The 17,934-nt window shown below is 33.4% G+C and carries 19 protein-coding genes; 6 read left to right on the plus strand and 13 right to left on the minus strand.

Annotation, left to right across the window (positions count from 1 at the left end):
* Nucleotides 1-40: 40 nt before the first annotated feature.
* From rplB to rpsJ, 5 genes are read right to left on the minus strand one after another with little or no spacing between them, the layout of a single operon-like run.
* Nucleotides 41-874, minus strand: coding sequence for a 50S ribosomal protein L2 (gene rplB, locus AA076_RS11445; protein WP_000985472.1), 834 nt, complete (start codon nt 872-874; stop codon nt 41-43).
* Between the two features lie 32 nt (nt 875-906).
* Nucleotides 907-1,182, minus strand: a complete 276-nt coding sequence (gene rplW, locus AA076_RS11450) for a 50S ribosomal protein L23 (RefSeq protein WP_000388082.1) — start codon at nt 1,180-1,182, stop codon at nt 907-909.
* Nucleotides 1,182-1,805 (minus strand): 50S ribosomal protein L4, encoded by a 624-nt coding sequence (gene rplD, locus AA076_RS11455; protein ID WP_000024827.1) that lies wholly within the window; start codon nt 1,803-1,805, stop codon nt 1,182-1,184. Before rplD ends, rplW begins: the two co-directional genes overlap by 1 nt.
* Nucleotides 1,806-1,831: 26 nt before the next feature.
* Complete coding sequence (rplC, locus tag AA076_RS11460; RefSeq protein ID WP_000160212.1) at nt 1,832-2,494, minus strand: 50S ribosomal protein L3; 663 nt, start codon at nt 2,492-2,494, stop codon at nt 1,832-1,834.
* A 27-nt stretch (nt 2,495-2,521) separates the two neighbouring features.
* Complete coding sequence (gene rpsJ / locus AA076_RS11465) at nt 2,522-2,830, minus strand: 30S ribosomal protein S10 (RefSeq protein WP_001118667.1); 309 nt, start codon at nt 2,828-2,830, stop codon at nt 2,522-2,524.
* 356 nt (nt 2,831-3,186) lie between these two features.
* On the opposite strand from rpsJ, the gene AA076_RS11470 reads away from it, so the two are divergent.
* Nucleotides 3,187-3,576, plus strand: coding sequence for a hypothetical protein (locus tag AA076_RS11470; RefSeq protein ID WP_000788443.1), 390 nt, complete (start codon nt 3,187-3,189; stop codon nt 3,574-3,576).
* A gap of 191 nt (nt 3,577-3,767) precedes the next feature.
* Here the strand turns inward: AA076_RS11470 and stgP are convergent, their stop codons facing one another.
* The 3 genes from stgP to AA076_RS15480 form a co-directional block, all read right to left on the minus strand.
* Nucleotides 3,768-5,102, minus strand: a complete 1,335-nt coding sequence (stgP, locus tag AA076_RS11475; RefSeq protein ID WP_000800700.1) for a 6-thioguanine permease StgP — start codon at nt 5,100-5,102, stop codon at nt 3,768-3,770.
* Between the two features lie 112 nt (nt 5,103-5,214).
* Nucleotides 5,215-7,350, minus strand: a complete 2,136-nt coding sequence (locus tag AA076_RS11480; RefSeq protein WP_000838479.1) for a DNA topoisomerase III — start codon at nt 7,348-7,350, stop codon at nt 5,215-5,217.
* A gap of 25 nt (nt 7,351-7,375) precedes the next feature.
* Nucleotides 7,376-7,471: a hypothetical protein gene (locus AA076_RS15480; RefSeq protein ID WP_001790553.1), complete on the minus strand. Its 96-nt coding sequence runs from the start codon at nt 7,469-7,471 to the stop codon at nt 7,376-7,378.
* Nucleotides 7,472-7,536: 65 nt separating this feature from the next.
* On the opposite strand from AA076_RS15480, the gene AA076_RS11490 reads away from it, so the two are divergent.
* A complete protein-coding gene (locus AA076_RS11490; protein ID WP_001836324.1) occupies nt 7,537-8,424 on the plus strand; it encodes a GNAT family N-acetyltransferase in 888 nt (295 codons plus the stop codon).
* A 180-nt stretch (nt 8,425-8,604) separates the two neighbouring features.
* Nucleotides 8,605-9,468, plus strand: a complete 864-nt coding sequence (locus AA076_RS11495; protein ID WP_001159898.1) for a GRP family sugar transporter — start codon at nt 8,605-8,607, stop codon at nt 9,466-9,468.
* Between the two features lie 116 nt (nt 9,469-9,584).
* Here the strand turns inward: AA076_RS11495 and AA076_RS15485 are convergent, their stop codons facing one another.
* Nucleotides 9,585-9,716 (minus strand): hypothetical protein, encoded by a 132-nt coding sequence (locus tag AA076_RS15485; protein WP_001789121.1) that lies wholly within the window; start codon nt 9,714-9,716, stop codon nt 9,585-9,587.
* A 170-nt stretch (nt 9,717-9,886) separates the two neighbouring features.
* Nucleotides 9,887-10,795, minus strand: coding sequence for an AEC family transporter (locus tag AA076_RS11505; protein ID WP_000139188.1), 909 nt, complete (start codon nt 10,793-10,795; stop codon nt 9,887-9,889).
* Between the two features lie 132 nt (nt 10,796-10,927).
* Between AA076_RS11505 and AA076_RS15490 the strand changes: the two genes are divergently transcribed.
* Nucleotides 10,928-11,092 (plus strand): SE1832 family protein, encoded by a 165-nt coding sequence (locus AA076_RS15490; protein WP_000051206.1) that lies wholly within the window; start codon nt 10,928-10,930, stop codon nt 11,090-11,092.
* 244 nt (nt 11,093-11,336) lie between these two features.
* Nucleotides 11,337-11,654 carry a membrane stabilizing protein MspA gene (gene mspA / locus AA076_RS11515; RefSeq protein WP_001161085.1) on the plus strand — a complete coding sequence of 106 codons (318 nt, stop codon included), beginning with the start codon at nt 11,337-11,339 and terminating at the stop codon, nt 11,652-11,654.
* A 186-nt stretch (nt 11,655-11,840) separates the two neighbouring features.
* On the opposite strand, the gene AA076_RS11520 is transcribed toward mspA, so the two are convergent.
* Nucleotides 11,841-15,008, minus strand: a complete 3,168-nt coding sequence (locus AA076_RS11520) for an efflux RND transporter permease subunit (RefSeq protein WP_000592303.1) — start codon at nt 15,006-15,008, stop codon at nt 11,841-11,843.
* A gap of 116 nt (nt 15,009-15,124) precedes the next feature.
* Nucleotides 15,125-16,390: a lipid II:glycine glycyltransferase gene (gene femX / locus AA076_RS11525; RefSeq protein WP_000413865.1), complete on the minus strand. Its 1,266-nt coding sequence runs from the start codon at nt 16,388-16,390 to the stop codon at nt 15,125-15,127.
* Between the two features lie 388 nt (nt 16,391-16,778).
* Between femX and AA076_RS15495 the strand changes: the two genes are divergently transcribed.
* The gene (locus AA076_RS15495) at nt 16,779-17,030 is read left to right on the plus strand and encodes a hypothetical protein (RefSeq protein WP_001549681.1); all 252 of its coding nucleotides are present in this window, start codon (nt 16,779-16,781) and stop codon (nt 17,028-17,030) included.
* On the opposite strand, the gene AA076_RS11535 is transcribed toward AA076_RS15495, so the two are convergent.
* Entirely contained in the window at nt 17,022-17,786 is a 765-nt protein-coding gene (locus AA076_RS11535) for a VOC family protein (RefSeq protein WP_000600967.1), read from the minus strand. The two genes, AA076_RS15495 and AA076_RS11535, sit on opposite strands and share 9 nt — an antisense overlap.
* Between the last annotated feature and the right edge of the window lie 148 nt (nt 17,787-17,934).

The following is a 17,934-nucleotide window of genomic DNA, read 5'->3' on the forward strand; positions in this document are numbered from 1 at the left end:
CGTGCAGCTTTAAGCCGCACACCCAAATAAGTTGATTATATTATTTTTTCTTACGTCCACGAACGATAAGTTTGTCTGATGATTTTTTACCACGACGAGTTTTCTTACCAAGCGTAGGTTTACCCCATGGTGACATTGGAGATGGTCTACCGATAGGAGCACGACCTTCACCACCACCGTGTGGGTGATCGTTAGGGTTCATTACAGAACCACGAACTGTTGGACGGATACCTTTCCATCTTGAACGTCCGGCTTTACCAACGTTAACTAATTCGTGTTGTAGGTTACCAACTTGACCGATTGTAGCACGGCAAGTAGATAAGATCATACGAACTTCACCAGATCTTAATCTGATTAATACGTATTTACCTTCTTTACCAAGTACTTGAGCACTTGCACCAGCTGAACGAGCGATTTGTCCACCTTTACCAGGTTTAAGCTCGATGTTGTGTACTACTGTACCAACTGGAATGTTTTGTAATGGTAATGCGTTACCAACTTTGATGTCAGCTTCAGCACCACTTTCAACGATTTGACCTACTTCTAATCCTTTAGGAGCAATGATATATCGTTTTTCACCGTCTGCATATACAACTAAAGCGATGTTTGCTGAGCGGTTTGGATCATATTGAATAGAATCAACTTTTGCATTGATACCATCTTTGTTACGTTTGAAATCGATAACACGGTATTGACGTTTGTGTCCACCACCATGGTGTCTTACAGTCAATTTACCTTGGTTGTTACGTCCCGCTTTTTTCGGTAGCGGTTTTAATAATGACTTTTCAGGTGTAGTTTTCGTGATTTCTGCGAAATCTAACGAAGTCATATTACGACGACCATTTGTTATTGGCTTATACTTTTTAATAGCCATTGTCGCTTACCTCCTTAATGGTAATTGTTTTATTAGTTAAATAAGTCGATTGATCCTTCTTTAAGAGTTACAATCGCTTTTCTTCTTTTGTTTGTATAGCCTTGGTAACGGCCCATACGTTTTTTCTTAGGTTTGTAATTCATGATATTAACACTTGCAACTTTTACGTTGAAGATTTCTTCAACTGCCATTTTTACTTGTGTTTTGTTAACACGAGTATCAACGTCGAAAGTGTATTTGTCTTCAGCCATTGCTTCAGAAGATTTCTCAGTGATTACGGGGCGCTTAAGAATATCTCTTGCTTCCATTATCCGAGCACCTCCTCAACTTTTTTAGCAGCAGCTTCAGTAATTACTAAGCTGTCAGCATTAGTGATATCTAAAACATTTAAACCTTGAGCAGTTGTCACTTGAACGCCAGGGATGTTGCGTGCTGATAATTCAACATTTACATCTTCGTTTTCAGTAACTACTAATACTTTTTTAGGTTGTTCTAATGTAGATAATACATTTTTGAATTCTTTAGTTTTTGGAGCTTCGAAGTTGAATGCGTCAACTACAGTTAAGCCATTCTCTTGAGCTTTGAAAGATAATGCTGAGCGTAAAGCTAAACGACGCATTTTCTTAGGCATTTTGTATGCATAACTTCTTGGAGTTGGTCCGAATACGATACCACCGCCACGCCATTGTGGAGCACGGATTGTACCTTGACGAGCACGACCTGTTCCTTTTTGCTTCCATGGTTTACGTCCGCCACCGCTTACTGCTGAACGATTCTTAACAGCATGCGTACCTTGACGTAATGAAGCACGTTGTAAATTAATAGCTTCGAATAAAACGCTATTATTTGGCTCAATACCGAATACTGCATCGCTTAATTCGATTGAACCTGATTTAGTTCCGTCTAATTTTAAAACATCATAATTAGCCATTATGCATTTCCTCCTTTCACTTCTTATTATTTATTACCTTTTTTAATTGAAGTTCTGATTTCTACTAAACCTTTTTTAGGTCCAGGTACGTTACCTTTTACTAAGATAACTTTGTTTTCTGTGTCAACTTGAACTACTTCTAAGTTTTGAACAGTTACAGTGTTTCCACCCATACGTCCTGGCATTTTTTGGCCTTTAAATACTCTAGAAGCATCTGAAGCCATACCTACAGAACCTGGTGCTCTGTGGAAATGAGAACCGTGTGACATAGGTCCACGAGATTGTCCGTGGCGTTTAATTGCACCTTGGAAACCTTTACCTTTTGATACGCCTGTTACGTCAATAACGTCGCCAGCTACAAAAGTATCTACTGAGACTTCTTGACCTACTTCGTAAGCATCCACGTCTACATTGCGGAATTCACGAATGAAGCGCTTAGGTGCTGCGTCAGCTTTTTTAGCGTGACCTTCAGCTGGTTTATTAGCATATTTATTAGATTTTGCATCTTTTTTGTATGCTTTTTTGTCTTCAAATCCAACTTGGATTGCGTTGTATCCATCAACTTCTACAGTTTTCTTTTGTAATACAACATTTTCTTTAGCTTCTACTACTGTTACAGGGATTAATTCACCGTTTTCTCCGAATACTTGTGTCATCCCAATTTTTCTTCCTAAGATTCCTTTGGTCATCGAAAGTCCACCTCCTAAAATTGTCTATTATAATTTGATTTCGATGTCTACACCAGATGGTAAGTTTAAGCCCATTAAAGCGTCAACTGTTTTTGGTGTTGGGTTTACAATATCGATTAAACGTTTGTGTGTACGTTGTTCGAATTGTTCACGTGAATCTTTATACTTATGCACGGCACGGATGATTGTGTAAACTGATTTCTCAGTTGGTAACGGAATTGGTCCAGAAACATCTGCACCAGAACGTTTCGCTGTTTCTACAATCTTCTCTGCTGATTGATCAATTACGCGGTGATCATAAGCTTTTAATCTGATTCTGATTTTTTGTTTTGCCATAATTTTCCCTCCTTATTCGTCTACATTTAGTGATAGACTTCTCCACGAAAACTATCTTACACAGCGCCATGGCAAAGCGGCCGGGTGTGTCAGTAACCTTTCGCTTCATCGCTTTTCTTAAAGTCCAACGTTAGTTATATTACACGAAAAACATCGATAAATCAAGGCTTTTCACATAATTTTTCTATCTGTCTAACACATACTTTTATATTTTACTTTATATACTTAGTCAGTTCAACTATTTTCGAGATATTTTTTATTTCCTTCTTTATTGTAAATTCGTACCTTGAATCATTTTATTATTATCATTAAAAATTATTCTATATAATTAGTCATAAGAACGGTGGTGAATGAATATGAAAAATGGACCAAAATTATCTTTAGCACTTATAGGTATCTTTTTAATACTTTGTGAGTTTTTCTATGGCATTCCTTTTTTAGGTGCAACGTTTATTTTAAGTTTTGGATGGCAGCCTTTACTCTTTAATGCATTACTTTATCTAATTCTTACTATTATATTATTAGTGAATAGACAAAATGCGATTAGACCTATAGCGATTATTCCAATATTTGGTATAGTAGGTAGTTTTTTAGCTATTATCCCCTTCTTAGGAATTTTGATTCATTGGATTTTATTTTTCCTAATGATTCTATTTGTCCTAGTTGTATTATCAGCGCCAACCTATATACCTAATAAAAATGCTCGTGTCATTTACACACAATACAAAGATGGACATAGAGAATAATTCTTAAAACCTTTTTAATTAGGTATATAATATAGAAGAAACACGTCCAACAATTTTAAAAGAAGTATATTTATATCGGATATTTAAAGACATTCATAATATCGCTTTATGTTATTTCGCTTCTTATTTTATCCTTACTTCAAAGAAAAAAACGACTACCAATCATTGGCAGTCGTTTTTTGTGTCTGGATTTAACCATGAACAAATATGAAGTACAGAATGAATAGTACCATTAATACATACATTATCGGATGTACTTCTTTATGTTTTTTAGAGATAAGCATTGTAATTGGATAGAAAATAAATCCACACGCAATACCAGTTGCAATTGAATATGATAAAGGCATCATAATGATTGTAATGAAGGCTGGCACTGCAACTTCAAAACTTTTCCAGTTTATCTCAGCAAAGTTTGCAGCCATTAATACACCTACCACCACTAAGGCTGGTGTCGTAACTGCACTTGTTACAACAGCGATTAACGGACTAAAGAACAGCGCTAATAGGAAACAACAACCTGTTACGATACTAGCAAATCCTGTTCTAGCACCTACAGCAACACCTGAAGTTGATTCGATATAAGAAGTTGTTGTAGTTGTTCCAAAAACTGATCCTACAATCGTAGCTAAAGAATCTGAGAACAATGCTCTACCAGCTCTTGGTAATTTATTATCTTTCATAATACCTGCTTGAGTAGCAACAGCTACTAATGTACCAGCTGTATCAAAGAAATCAATAAATAAGAACGTTAAAATAACAATTAAGAACTGTATCGTTAATAATTGACTTGGGTCTTTAAACGCTTCAAATGCAGCACCGAACGTTGGTTCAATACTTGGAATCTTACCCACAATACCAGATGGCATTTGAATCAATCCAGTGAACATACCAACGATTGCTGTGATGATCATACCGATAAAGATAGAACCCGGCAATTTAATTGCATATAAAATAACTGTAATAACGATACCGAATATCGCCAAAAGTACTGGTGGATCAGTTAAATGTCCCAATGTTACTAATGTAGATTCATTTTTAACTATAATACCCGAACTTTGTAAACCTACAAATGTAATGAATAATCCTATACCTGCTGAAACAGCCATCTTCATTTGATAAGGAATTGCATTAATAATAACTTCCCTAAACCCTGTGACGGTTAATATCGCAAAGAATATACCTGAGAATAAAACGCCTGTTAAACCAACTTGCCAAGGAATACCCATGGTTAACACAACAGTAAATGCAAAGAATGCATTTAATCCCATACCTGGTGCTAACGCAATTGGATATTTAGCTATTAGCCCCATGAATAGCGAGCCTACAAATGCTGCTAATGCAGTCGCTACAAAAATGGCACCTTGGTCCATTTTCATATCTTCTGATACGCCTTTAACACCTGCTAAACTTAAAACTTGCGGGTTAACTGCTAAAATATAGGCCATAGATAAGAAAGTTGTGATACCGCCTAAGATTTCTCTTTTAAAGTTTGTTCCATATTTATCGAACTGGAAATAGTTTTTCACGAATGGATGCTCCTTTTTTTAAAATACCTTAATAGTTTAATATCATTCTTAATAAAAAACAATACCAAAAGCGAACTTTTCGTTTTTCTGATTCAACTTTGTTCGATTTTATCTATAAATTCAAGTTCTTTAATGCATCTTTAAACGGATTATTGTCTAAACCTTCATTTTTATTCATATACTTTTTCATTTCTTTACGAGATACTTTACCAGAGGATTTAGACTTCATACGCTGATCCATATGTGCTTGCGTTTCAGAATGTCCACAAACACAACGATATACCGCTTCTTTCCCTTTACCAAACAACGTTAATTTCTTTTTACAGTTTGGACATCTTGCATTTGTTTTGCGCTGTACATTCTTTTTCGTCTTACAAGATGGATCTTGGCACACAAGCATCTGACCATTTTTAGTTTTAACTTTAATCATGAATTTACCACACGTTGGGCATTCTGTGGTTGTTAAATTATCGTGTTTATATTTACGATCACTATTTTTAATCCCATTTACAACATCTTTCGTAAAATCTTTCATTTCATTAATAAATGTTTTCGCCTGATATTTACCACGTTCAATTAAAAGTAATTTTTCTTCCCATTGTGCAGTTAAAAGTGGCGACGTTAATTCTTCTGGTGCTAATTCTAATATTTGTTTACCTTTTGACGTTACTTTAATTTTACCGTCTCTTGATTCAATGGCATTCATATTAAATAATTTATCGATAATGTCGGCCCTTGTTGCAACTGTGCCGATACCACCTGTTTGTTTTAAAGTTTGCGCATATTTTTTATCCTTCAATTGAATAAAGTTCTGAGGGTTCTCCATCGCTTTTAATAACGAACCTTCATTAAAATATTCTGGAGGTGTTGTTTCATGTTCTCTAATATTTGTTTTTGAAATCTTCACTTCATCGCCTTCTGAAAAAGGCTGTTGCATCTCTGTAATAGATTCACCTTGTCTAATAGATTTAAAACCTAAAACAGTTGTTACATTCTCTTTCAAAACAAATGTGTGCCCTGCAACCTCTAAAGTTACAGTTATCGCGTCATACTCGTGCGGAGGCATTAAAGCTTCTAAAAAACGCTCGACAATCATATCGTATAACTTTAATTCTCTATTACTTAAGTCTGACATGACAGGTCTCACTTCTGTAGGAATAATTGCATGGTGATCAGATACTTTTTGATTATTAAATATCGACATTTTTGATGAAAATGTTTTAGACATTAATGGGCGTGCTTGGTCTTTATATGTTGTTGCCATCGTCGCCTGAATACGTTCTTTCATAGTATCTACCATATCAGTTGTTAAATAGTTTGAATCTGTTCTTGGATAGGTTACGACTTTATGTCTCTCATATAAGCTTTGAAGTGTATTCAATGTTTCTTTAGGTCCAATTTTATAACGTCTATACATATCTTGTTGTAAATCTGTTAAATTGTACAGTGATTGCGGATACGACTTCTTATGTTTAGTAGCAACAGATTTAATCTTACCATCGACATTTTTCAAATTATTAACCATCTGTTCTAAAGTTTCTTTATTGGTATATCGCTGATTTGATTCTAGCTGAAAATCAAACCCTTTTACCGTTAATGATAATGTAAAGTATTGTTGTGGTTTGAACTGATTAATCTCTTGTTGTCGTGTATTTACTAATTGAATCGTTGGTGTCTGAACACGTCCCAGGGATAGCTGTGCATCATACTTTGTTGTTAGTGCACGCGTTGCATTAATCCCAACAATCCAATCTGCCTCACTTCTCGCTAACGCTGCATAATACAAATCGTTATATTGACGACCGTCTTTTAAATTTTTAAAACCTTGTTGAATAGCTTTTTTAGTAACTGAGCTAATCCATAATCGACGGATTGGCTTTTTGTTACCAACTTTATCCAAAATCAATCTTGCAACTAGTTCACCTTCTCGTCCAGCATCTGTTGCAATAATAATATCTTTCACTTTATTATCTAAAATTAACGCTTTTACTGTTTTAAATTGTTTGCTTGTTTTACCAATAACAACAGTTTTCATATATTTAGGTATAATTGGAAGGTCTTCTAATCGCCATTCCTTTAAATTTTTATCGTATTGTTCAGGTGTCGCATTTGTCACTAGATGACCTAACGCCCACGTGACAATATATTGGTTATTTTCAAAGTAACCATTACGCTTCTGATTTATTTGTAAAGCATCAGCAATATCTCTTGCGACTGATGGTTTTTCAGCTAATATTAAAGATTTCATAAATTATCCTTTCTCATACGTTCTTTTATTTCGAACGTGCTTCATCTATTCCACTAATCTTTGATTTAAATTCAATGATTGCAAATGATGTGTTAAATGTATTGTAACATGTTAATATCACTATTAACTTTCATTTCAGTTGAAATACTATATAATAAAAGTAACAAAAAGTACGGAGGTAATGACATGAGCATAGTTCAGTTATATGATATTACACAAATAAAATCGTTCATTGAACATTCGAATTATGAATCAGCATCATACTTATATAAACTTCCTCAACAGTACAATGAAATAGATGTATTAATAACCGATGCGATTGAATCACCTGGTGTATTTTCGATTAAAGAAAACGATTCAATCAAAGCAATCATATTGTCTTTTGCATACGATAAAAATAAATTCAAAGTCATAGGCCCTTTCGTGGCTGACAATTATGTATTATCTGTCGATACGTTTGAAACGCTATTTAAAGCAATGACTTCGAACCAACCTGACGATGCCGTCTTTAACTTTTCTTTTGAAGAAGGCATTCAACAATACAAACCATTAATGAAAGTTATTCAAGCAAGTTATAACTTCACTGACTATTACATAGAAGCCCGTACAAGATTAGAAGAAGATATGCACCAACCAAATATCATTCCTTATCACAAAGGGTTTTATCATGCTTTCAGCAAATTACACACAACTACATTTAAATATCAGGCACAGTCACCACAAGATATCATTGATAGTTTAGACGACCATCATCATTTGTTTTTATTTGTTAGCGAAGGTTTACTTAAAGGTTATTTATACCTTGAAATTGATTCACAACAGTCAATCGCCGAGATTAAATACTTCAGTTCTCATGTAGATTACCGTTTGAAAGGTATCGCTTTCGAGTTGCTTGCGTATGCATTGCAATATGCTTTTGATAATTTTGATATTAGAAAAGTTTATTTTAAAATTCGTAATAAAAATAATAAACTCATCGAACGATTTAATGGTCTAGGTTTCCATATCAACTATGAGTACATTAAATTCAAATTCGAATCACGTAACGTAAAAGATCAAACAATCCCTGAATAAAACACCAAGCAAATACCCTACAGTACATCATTAGCATGTATTGTGGGTTTTTCTACTTTTTGTAAATATTGAAAATTATAAGTAGTTGTTTTTTACTATTAGGGCAGAATGCTTTACAATAACATGCAAGTGTCAATTAAGGGGAGCACTTGCATAAATAGTATAGGAGAGTGAGTAGTCTTGCAATTTCTTGATTTCTTAATCGCACTTTTACCTGCTTTATTCTGGGGAAGTGTCGTTCTTATTAATGTGTTCGTCGGCGGTGGACCTTACAACCAAATTCGTGGTACGACGCTAGGCGCACTCATTGTTGGATTAGGTTTACTTATTACTGGTTTCGCAAAATTCAATAATCCTACTGTAATTATTGTCGGTCTTATTTCTGGTGCATTATGGGCGTTTGGACAAGCGAATCAGCTTAAATCTATTAGTTTAATCGGTGTATCAAATACTATGCCAGTTTCTACAGGTATGCAATTAGTTGGTACAACATTATTCAGCGTTATCTTTTTAGGTGAATGGTCTTCAATGACTCAAATTATCTTTGGTTTAATCGCCATGATATTATTAGTTACTGGTGTAGCACTTACTTCACTTAAAGCTAAAAATGAACGTCAATCAGATAATCCTGAATTTAAAAAAGCAATGGGTATTTTAATTGTATCTACAGTTGGATATGTAGGTTTCGTTGTACTTGGTGACATCTTTGGTGTTGGTGGAACTGATGCATTGTTCTTCCAATCTGTCGGTATGGCAATTGGTGGCTTTATCCTATCCATGAATCATAAAACATCACTTAAATCAACAGCACTTAATCTATTGCCAGGTGTGATTTGGGGAATTGGTAACTTGTTCATGTTCTATTCTCAACCAAAAGTTGGTGTAGCTACAAGTTTCTCATTATCACAGTTACTTGTTATCGTTTCAACCTTAGGCGGTATTTTCATTTTAGGAGAAAGAAAAGATCGTCGTCAGATGACGGGTATTTGGGCAGGTATTATTATTATCGTGATAGCTGCTATAATTCTAGGTAATTTGAAATAGAAAGTTAAATACTCATGTAACGTAAAAATGTAATCACTTCTGAAAATAACCATTCACTTATAGAATGATTAAAATTAATTTTCGGGAATTTTACGTTGAATGTTCCTCTATATGTCCTAGGAAATACGTGGCTCTAAAAACAAAACGCAATAACACATCATGACATTAATCATGCGTTTTAAGACTTTAAAATTAGCGATACTTTTAAAATCTTGATGATATTCATATATCAAGTATGCGCCATACATATGAAGTGGATAGCTGCATAACGCACTGCATTATCAACTTGAATGTATGAGTTGAACAACTATGTCATAAATAAAAGCCCCCTTTTCACAATATACATTTACATATTGTGGTAAAGGGGGCTCTCATTTTCTACGAATACTAAAATGGATTTTATTTTCAAATGTGTAAACTAGACAAACACTGCCTGATACACGTACAAAATAATGATACTAATAATGATTGTCAAATTGGTCGTCATACCTATAAATGGCAGTGTTCGATATTTAAACTGAATACCATAAGAAATAATTGCAACACCTACCGGGAACATCCAAGTGACCAACAATGTCGTCTTAATCATATCATCTGATACTGGTAACAACACATATACTAACAATCCCGCAACTAATGCTAATCCATAATGCAAACATAAATATTTAATAGTAGCAGGTATATACTTTCTTTCCAGAGTAAAATTCAACATGACACCTAGCAAAATCATTGATAACGGCATATTTGCATGGGAAAGTATGCTAAAGAAATCGATTGCCACATGTGGTAAATGGATGTGACTTATATTCAATATAAACATTACAATGTATGTAACGAGTGGCACTGATTGTAATAATTTCTTACCTAAATATTTAAAATCGAATTGATCACTACCTTCACTAAAGTAGCTACCTACAAAGTAAGTAATTCCAAACATCACAAAGGCACCACCTATATCAGCCATAACAAAATAAATAAGTCCCGTTTTAGGCCATATCACTTCAATTAGTGGATATGCAAACAATCCAATATTCATAGCACCAGTCATCATACCTACTGATCCACGCATGTGATTATCATATTTTCTAAAAAACCAGACAGCAATCATTTTCGCCACAATACCATATATAATCATTAAAATTGGTAAAATGGAGAATGACAATTTTAATTCTGCACTGTTTAAATTCACAATAACTAAAGATGGGAGTGTGACATTAAGAACTAATGTAGCAATGACTTGACTATCTGTTGCTTTTATAAAATTAATGCGCTTCAAAAAGTAACCAAGCGCAATTAATAAAATAATCATAGTAAATTGTTCTGTCACTGTTATCCCTTCTTTCAATAATCTTCATAATTTATAACTTTAACATACTCCACAGATATTTTAGAAGTCTACTGTTTCATGCTATAATCTACATTAAATGCACTTAATTATATTTCAAAGGAGTGTTATAGTATGTCTTTAGAAAACCAACTAGCCGAACTTAAATATGATTATGTTCGTCTTCAAGGTGACATAGAAAAACGGGAATCTTTGAATTTAGATACTTCCGCACTTGTTCGTCAACTTAAAGATATTGAAAATGAAATTAGAAACGTTCGTGCTCAAATGCAAGATTAATAATCTATCATTCAAGCAATAAATGCTTTTTGTTACATAAATTTGACTAGCATTGCTCTGAATACGTTATATTGATGAATTGCTTCATTTTTCGCTCAATTACATCTAGAATCACAAGATGTTGTCGTGTTATGATTTAGTGTTTCATTAACAACATACACGCATATCTATCCCAACACTGCTATTTATGTTTTCTACGCTGCTGTACTACATGAACCCTTTGAAACGGAGAGGAAGTTATCATATGCAATTTTATCTGATTTTACTAGCAATACTTTATCTAATTGTTAGTTTTATTAGTATTTTTAAAATGGAAGTTGTATTTACTCGCATTTTGAGAATTATTATGGGTGTGTTGTTATTATTCGTCTTAGCATTAACGACGATGAGTTTTCCAAAAGAGAATTGGTGGGTATTTATCGTCTTATTACTCTTAGTCGGTAATGTCGAAGTGACAGGATTTAAAATGCTTAAAAAAGATCTAAAAGGCGTAAACATCTTGAATTTAATGTCATTATTTATCTTTGTCATATATTTCATCTTAACCATCGTATTATTCTAAGTAATAAACAAAATATGCAATAACATAATTGCAACCTTATTTTATTATCGGATTACATGTTGAATGCCAGTATTGTTTTATTAACACATCGATTAAATCGCACGTGAAATAAGGTCTAAAATTTCAAATTTTAAAAAGCCATAAAAGTAGTCAATATCATGACCGCTTTTATGGCTTTTATATTATCTATCGTTTAGTGAATCGTTTTTTTAAAGTAAAGAGAATTTCATATATTACTGGTACAACTACAAGTGTTAATAAAGTTGATGAAATTAAACCACCAATAACTGTAGCAGCTAATCCTTTCGAAATAAGAATCGAGCTATCTTGACCAAATAACAAAGGAACTAATGCACCAATTGTTGCAATCGCCGTCATTAATATCGGTCTAATTCTAGTACCGCCTGCTTCGATTAATGCTTCTTTCATCTCCATGCCCTGTTGCTCATTATTAATAACACGGTCTATTAACACAATGGCATTTGTTACTACGATTCCAATTAACATTAGCATACCAATTAAACTTGGTACTGATATTGTTTCTCCTGTGATTAATAGTGCAATAATTACACCGATAACTGTAAATGGTAAAGAGAATAAAATTGTAAATGGTGCTAGGCCACCTTTAAATGTAATAACTAGGATTAAATATACGATAATGATTGCAGCTAACATTGCAAAGGCTAATTGTGTCATTGCATTGTTAATATCATCTGATGCACCACCGATATTAACCTTTACATTATTCGGTTTGTCCAAATTATTTATTTTAGACATCACTTGTCGTGTTGTGCCACCCACATCTTTATTTGTTACTTTAGCAGATACCGTCGTTGCATAATCTCCTTGTTCTTGCGTCAATTTACTTGGTGTCGTTGTTTTAACTAACGTAGCGATATCTCCCAATTTAATCGTACCACCAGTCGGCTTTTTCAAAGTTATATTATTCAACTTATCTTCTGACCAGTCTGTTTGCTTATTTTGTTTGACTTTAACATCAACAGTTTTACCATTTTCTTTAACAGTCGTAACTGTTTTTTCTGGTAAGTTTTCATTCAAGTGCATTGCAAGTTGACTTGCAGAAATACCATTTTCTGCCGCTTTATTTTGATCGACTTTAATTTCATACTGATCATATGTTTGCGATAAATCAGATTTGACATTGGCTAGTCCTTTAACCTGTTTCATTTTCTGTTCAATATCTTTTACAGTTGATTTTATGGCATCCATTGATGGACCTTTTACAGTAACCTCTACAGATTTATTACCTGCACCTGTTCCTAAATCTTGATTTTTCCACTCTCCAGGATGTTTAAAGCCATCTGCATGTTTAATAACCTTATCCGCTTCTACATCAAAATTAGGCGTGTCATTATCATATTCAACCATGATTGCCATACTATTTGTACTACCCGTTGGATCTACTGGACTACTACCGCCAACTGAGTATTGAATTGTTTTTACATGCTTTTTCTGTTTTAAATATTTTTCAACATCTTTCGCATGATTCAACACTGCTTGCTCCGTTTCACCAGGCTTCGGTGTATAAGTAATAGCTAAAAATTTATCGTCACCTGCTGAAATAAAGCTAGTGCCTAGTCTCGGTCCTCCAAATACAATAGTTGCAACCAAAATTAATGTACTTAATATAATTACAATCCACTTATGATTTAATGACCAATGTAATACTTTTTTATAAGTTGTACTAACAACACCTAATCCTTCTTGATGTTGTTTATTACGACGTTTAACGCCTTTTTTAAATAGTGTAGCTGCCAACGCTGGAACGAGTGTAATTGACACTAATAACGATGCTAATAAACTAAATGCAATAGCCAATGCAAAAGGTCTAAACATTTCGCCTACTGAACCTGATACAAACACAAGTGGTAAGAAGACGATAATAGTAACTAGTGTCGATGACATTATTGGTTTAAATACTTCAGTTGTCGCACTGATAATTAAATTTTCACCTTTTAGTTGTTCTTCTGAATCTGTTAAGCGTCGATAAATATTTTCAACAACTACAATCGAATCGTCTATCACACGTCCAATCGCTACTGTTAATGCACCTAACGTTAGTATATTCAATGAAACATCACTCAATTTCAGAGCAATAAGCGCCATAAGAAGTGATAACGGAATCGATATAATAGAAATTGCCGTCGTACGAATGTTTCTTAAAAACAGCAAAATAACTATAATTGCCACGATTGTACCTAATGATGCTTTTTCAACCATCGTATAAAGTGATTTCTCAACAGGCTTTGCAGTATCCATTGTTTTTGTGACATTAAAATCTTTATTTTCATCAACGAATGTATCAATTTTACGTTGTACATCTTTGGCTACTTGAACTGTATTGGCATCTTGAGCTTTAGTTATTTGTAGATTAACCGCATCCTTTCCATTCGTTTTAGAAATAGAAGTACGCACATCACCAACTGTAATATCAGCTAAATCTCCTAGTTTCGCTGTCGGCATACCACTTATATTATTTGGTGCTGACGCTTTTGAATTTTGCTGTGGTGATGCCTGATTAACGTCTGACATGGCTGAATTTTGTTTATTGTCACTTTGGGATTGAGATTGCCCTTGTCCTCCTGCCAACGTTAATGGAATATTTATGTTTTTAAAAGCATCAACAGATTGATATTGACCATCAACAACAATTGATTTATCTTTATCACCAAATTGGAACAATCCAAGTGGCGTTGTTCTTGTTGCCGTTTTTAGATAGTTTTCTACATCATCAGCAGTCAACCCATATTTTTCAAGTTCATTTTGCTTAAATTTAAGGGTGATTTCACGGTTCGTCTGCCCATTTAATTGCGCATTTTGCACACCATCTACCGTTTGCAATTTTGGTATTAATTGTTCATTCAGTACTTTCGTTACTTTTTTCAAGTCATTCTCTTTATTTGAAAATGAATATGCTAAAACCGGAAAAGCATCCATCGAATTACGTCTTAATTCTGGTTGACCAACTTCATCTTTAAATTTAATTTTATCGATTTCTTTTTTAAGCTGTTCTTCTGCTTTATCCATATCTGTATTATTTTCATATTCAACTGTTACAATTGAAGCATTTTGTATGGATTGCGTTTTAACATTTTTCACATATGCCAATGATCTTACTTGATTGTCAATTTTACTACTTATTTCATCTTGGGTACTTTGTGGCGTTGCACCCGGCATTGTTGTTGTAACTGAAATAACTGGATTTTGTACATTTGGTAGTAATTCTAATTTCAATTTAGCACTCGCATATACACCGCCCAAGACAACTAAAACAACCATTAAAAAGATAGCAAACTTATTCCCTAAAGAAAATTGTAATAGCTTTTTTATCACAGTACTTCCCCCTCTTTCACTATATTCAAAAATATTTTACTCAACCATTCTATATTGTGTAAAAAAATCTGAACGCAAATGACAGTCTTATGAGCGTTCAGATTTCAGTCGTTAATCTATTTTCGTTTTAATTTACGAGATATTTTAATTTTAGCTTTTGTTAAACGCGGTTTAACTTGCTCAATTAATTGGTACAATGGCTGATTCAATACATAATCAAATTCACCAATCTTTTCACTTAAGTATGTTCCCCACACTTTTTTAAATGCCCATAATCCATAATGTTCTGAGTCTTTATCTGGATCATTATCTGTACCACCGAAATCGTAAGTTGTTGCACCATGTTCACGTGCATACTTCATCATCGTATACTGCATATGATGATTTGGTAAAAAATCTCTAAATTCATTAGAAGACGCACCATATAAGTAATATGATTTTGAGCCAGCAAACATTAATAGTGCACCAGAAAGATAAATACCTTCAGGATGTTCCTTTTCTAAAGCTTCTAGGTCTCGTTTTAAATCTTCATTTTTAGCAATTTTATTTTGCGCATCATTAATCATATTTTGCGCTTTTTTAGCTTGCTTTTCAGATGTTTTCATCTTCTGCTGCCATTTAGCAATTTCGGCATGAAGTTCATTCAATTCTTGATTTACTTTCGCTATATTTTCTTTTGGATCCAACTTTACTAAAAATAGTTCAGCATCTCCATCTTCATGCAACGCATCATAAATATTTTCAAAGTAACTAATATCACGCGTTAAGAAGCCATCGCGTTCCCCAGTGATTTTCATTAACTCAGCAAATGTTTTTAAACCTTCTCTATCAGATCGTTCTACTGTCGTACCTCGCTTTAAAGCCAAGCGCACTTTTGAACGATTTCGGCGTTCAAAACTATTTAATAACTCATCATCATTTTTATCAATTGGTGTAATCATAGTCATACGTGGTTGGATGTAGTCTTTTGATAAACCTTCTTTAAATCCTTTATGTTTAAAACCAAGCGCTTTCAAATTTTGCAAAGCATCTGTACCTTTATCAACTTCAACATCAGGATCGATTTTAATTGCATACGCTTTCTCAGCTTTAGCAATTTCTTTTGCACTGTCTAACAATGCATTTAACGCTTCTTTATTACTATAATCAACAACAAAACCACGCGAAATATAACATAGCGTATAAGGTAATTTAGGTACTTTTTTAAAAAGTAACTGCGCAACACCCTGAACTTCACCGTCACGACCTACAGCGATTCTTCGCGCGTACCATCCAGTTAATTTCTTTGTTTCTGCCCATTTCGTTAATTGTAATAAATCTCCATTTGGGTGGGATTTAACAAATGCGTCATGTTCCTGATTAGTGATATGCATCTTTTCCATGATTTATGATATCTCCTTCTATTTAACAATACCTTTAATTATACAGTTTGTATCTTATAGTGTCGATTCAGAGCTTGTGTAAGATTTGAACTCTTATTTTTGAAATGTCCATGCTCCAATTAATAGTTTAGCAAGTTCAAATTTACCCATTTTAATTGTGAATCATTTTATATCTATGTTTCGTGTTAAATTTAATGTTATCGTACAATTAATACTTTTCAACTAGTTACCTATACTTCAATATACTTTCATCATCTAACACGATATTCATTTCTAAAATGAACCAACTTGACTTCAATGAATAAATTTTTCCTCAAGCAACCACATTAATGTTCATATACAATTACCCCTGTTATAATGTCAATAATCTAACAATGAGGTGTTTGATATGAGAACAATTATTTTAAGTCTATTTATAATTATGAACATCGTTGCAATCATTATGACATTGAGTCAACCTCTCACCGTGAATTACTTTAGTTTACGGGTTATACTTATCTTTTTCACATTTATATTATCAATCTTTTTCATTTTAATTAAGTCATCACGATTAAATAATATATTAACGATTCTTTCCATTGTGCTTGTCATTATTCATATGGGCATTCTCGCTCATAGCACTTACGTATATTTATACTAATGGTTCAAAGCGATAAATAGCACCTCTGATAAAAATTGAATATGGTGAAGTTGCTTGTGCGTCTTTTATGATAACCGAATGATATTTTGAAACTTTACCATCTTCAATTCTAAAATAAATATCATCATTTTTTAAAATCAAATCTGTGTAATGGTCATTCTCTTCTACAATGTCCATATCAAACCATTTCAACCAATTCGATACTGTTTGTGATCGGTTTTTACTTTTCACAATAACAGTTTCAATTGAAAATTGTTTTTGAAAATATTTTTGCAATTTTTTAGTACGCATGGAATCACTTTCTTCCCATTGAATAAAAAATGGTGGCTTAATTTCATCATCATCCTGATTCATTATATAAAGCAATTGCCACTTTACCTTACCATCTTTATGTGTATCTCTTTCCATTTGAATCGGCCCTACTACTTCAACCTGCTCACTTTGTAGTTTATTTTTAACTGCCTCTATATCATTTGTACGCAAACAAATATTTTTAAAGCCTTGCTCATACTTCTCTTGAACAATTTGAGTAGCAAAAGCGACTCCGCCTTCTATCGTTTTTGCCATCTTTTTCAACTTTTCATTATTTTCTACATCTAGTAGCTCAATATAATTTTCATTGATATAACCTAATTTATTGAATGTTCCATATTTATGATGATACCCACCTGAATGTAATTTTATAACATCTCCTGGAAAACTAAACCGATCTAACTGATCTATATAATGAATGATGTGATCAAATTTCAATATCATTAGTATCCCCCTATTTACATGTAATTACGCTTATTTTAACAAAGTATAATTATTTTTGCTCTTAATAATTATATATTGATTTCTAATTGCTCCCGTTTTATAATTACTATTGTTGTAAAAAGGTTAGCTAAGCTAACTATTTTGTCTT

This window comes from Staphylococcus aureus (assembly GCF_001027105.1).
Classification (GTDB): Bacteria; Bacillota; Bacilli; order Staphylococcales; family Staphylococcaceae; genus Staphylococcus; species Staphylococcus aureus.

Excerpts from the sequence above, each read along its gene's own strand:
- rplB (WP_000985472.1), bottom strand. The coding sequence starts at position 874 with ATGGCTATTAAAAAGTATAAGCCAATAACAAATGGTCGTCGTAATATG.
- rplW (WP_000388082.1), bottom strand. The coding sequence starts at position 1,182 with ATGGAAGCAAGAGATATTCTTAAGCGCCCCGTAATCACTGAGAAATCT.
- rplD (WP_000024827.1), bottom strand. The coding sequence starts at position 1,805 with ATGGCTAATTATGATGTTTTAAAATTAGACGGAACTAAATCAGGTTCA.
- rplC (WP_000160212.1), bottom strand. The coding sequence starts at position 2,494 with ATGACCAAAGGAATCTTAGGAAGAAAAATTGGGATGACACAAGTATTC.
- rpsJ (WP_001118667.1), bottom strand. The coding sequence starts at position 2,830 with ATGGCAAAACAAAAAATCAGAATCAGATTAAAAGCTTATGATCACCGC.
- AA076_RS11470 (WP_000788443.1), top strand. The coding sequence starts at position 3,187 with ATGAAAAATGGACCAAAATTATCTTTAGCACTTATAGGTATCTTTTTA.
- AA076_RS11480 (WP_000838479.1), bottom strand. The coding sequence starts at position 7,350 with ATGAAATCTTTAATATTAGCTGAAAAACCATCAGTCGCAAGAGATATT.
- AA076_RS11490 (WP_001836324.1), top strand. The coding sequence starts at position 7,537 with ATGAGCATAGTTCAGTTATATGATATTACACAAATAAAATCGTTCATT.
- AA076_RS15485 (WP_001789121.1), bottom strand. The coding sequence starts at position 9,716 with ATGTATGGCGCATACTTGATATATGAATATCATCAAGATTTTAAAAGT.
- AA076_RS15490 (WP_000051206.1), top strand. The coding sequence starts at position 10,928 with ATGTCTTTAGAAAACCAACTAGCCGAACTTAAATATGATTATGTTCGT.
- mspA (WP_001161085.1), top strand. The coding sequence starts at position 11,337 with ATGCAATTTTATCTGATTTTACTAGCAATACTTTATCTAATTGTTAGT.
- femX (WP_000413865.1), bottom strand. The coding sequence starts at position 16,390 with ATGGAAAAGATGCATATCACTAATCAGGAACATGACGCATTTGTTAAA.
- AA076_RS15495 (WP_001549681.1), top strand. The coding sequence starts at position 16,779 with ATGAGAACAATTATTTTAAGTCTATTTATAATTATGAACATCGTTGCA.
- AA076_RS11535 (WP_000600967.1), bottom strand. The coding sequence starts at position 17,786 with ATGATATTGAAATTTGATCACATCATTCATTATATAGATCAGTTAGAT.